General features: G+C 58.6%; 1 protein-coding gene. It reads right to left on the reverse strand.

Translation table 11 applies throughout. The annotated features are described in order from the left end of the window. On the reverse strand, positions 1–1,028 hold a 1,028-nt coding region (gene pilN / locus BZK42_RS27875; protein WP_080861617.1), incomplete at both ends, for a PilN family type IVB pilus formation outer membrane protein.

A 1,028-nucleotide genomic window follows, 5' to 3' on the forward strand; every position in this document is an offset into this window, starting at 1 on the left:
GTGAACGTGCCGCTCTTTTTCACCGACGTGTTGTCCTGGCTGAACCCGGTCAGAATCAGCGACTGTCCGGCGCGAAGGTTCACCTTCTGGCTCAGTGAGCGCAGTTTCGTGTAGGGCATCTCGATATAACTGTTGCCATCTTTTGAGGTGAAACTGCGGATGGTCGGCGGGTCTGACAGATTGAAATTCACCTGCAGCTGGACGTTGCCTGACGGCTGTATCAACGGCAGCAGGGTCATGTTAAAGCCGGTGGTTATCATGCCCGGCGTCAGCGTGGTGGTGGCCCCCACATCGGTCGTGGTGGTGGTGGCAGACTGGGCCACGTACACAGCCTGGTCTGCCATCTGGATGGGCACCGGCGTCAGGTTGGTGACGGTACTGTCCTGGGAGGTCACCACACTGATGTCGCCCTGTTCGCTGAGCGCTTTGATAAGCAGGGAGGAGCCGCTGAACCGGGCGGCGCTGCCGGTTGCCGTATCGAGGATGGACACGCCTGCCGAGGTTGCTCCGGCAATATCTCCGCCGGCATTGTTCAGGGTTGCGCCAGCCTGATAAAGCGATTTATAGACAAGGCTCCAGTCAATACCGAACTGCTCATTGCGTGTGTTGCTGACGCTGAGTACTTTCACACTGAGCTGAACCTGGCGGTTCATGTCGCGGTTCTGTTCATCCACATAGCGCGCCACGGTCTCCAGCACCTGCGGCGTGTCGGTGACCGTCAGTACCCCTGTGCTTTCGGAGAGCCAGTAGCGTCCCTTCTCCGGAGTAAGGATGGTCTCCATGGTTTTACGGATATCCTCGTATGCATCCCGGTCCTGGAGCGTGGTGGTTTTCTGCGATGAGGACGAATCGCCGGAGACGGAGTTATCACCACTTCCGCTGCCTCCGCTGGTGCCCATCGAACTGGTTGAACCGGAACTGACGCTGGCACTGGAACTTGTCCGTGTATTGAGGAAGGCAAACCGGAAGGTTCGCGTCTGCGTCAGGTAGAACGTCACCGCGCCCTGCTCTGTACGCCAGGAAAGTCC

The organism is Citrobacter braakii, from assembly GCF_002075345.1.
Lineage (GTDB): Bacteria > Pseudomonadota > Gammaproteobacteria > Enterobacterales > Enterobacteriaceae > Citrobacter > Citrobacter braakii.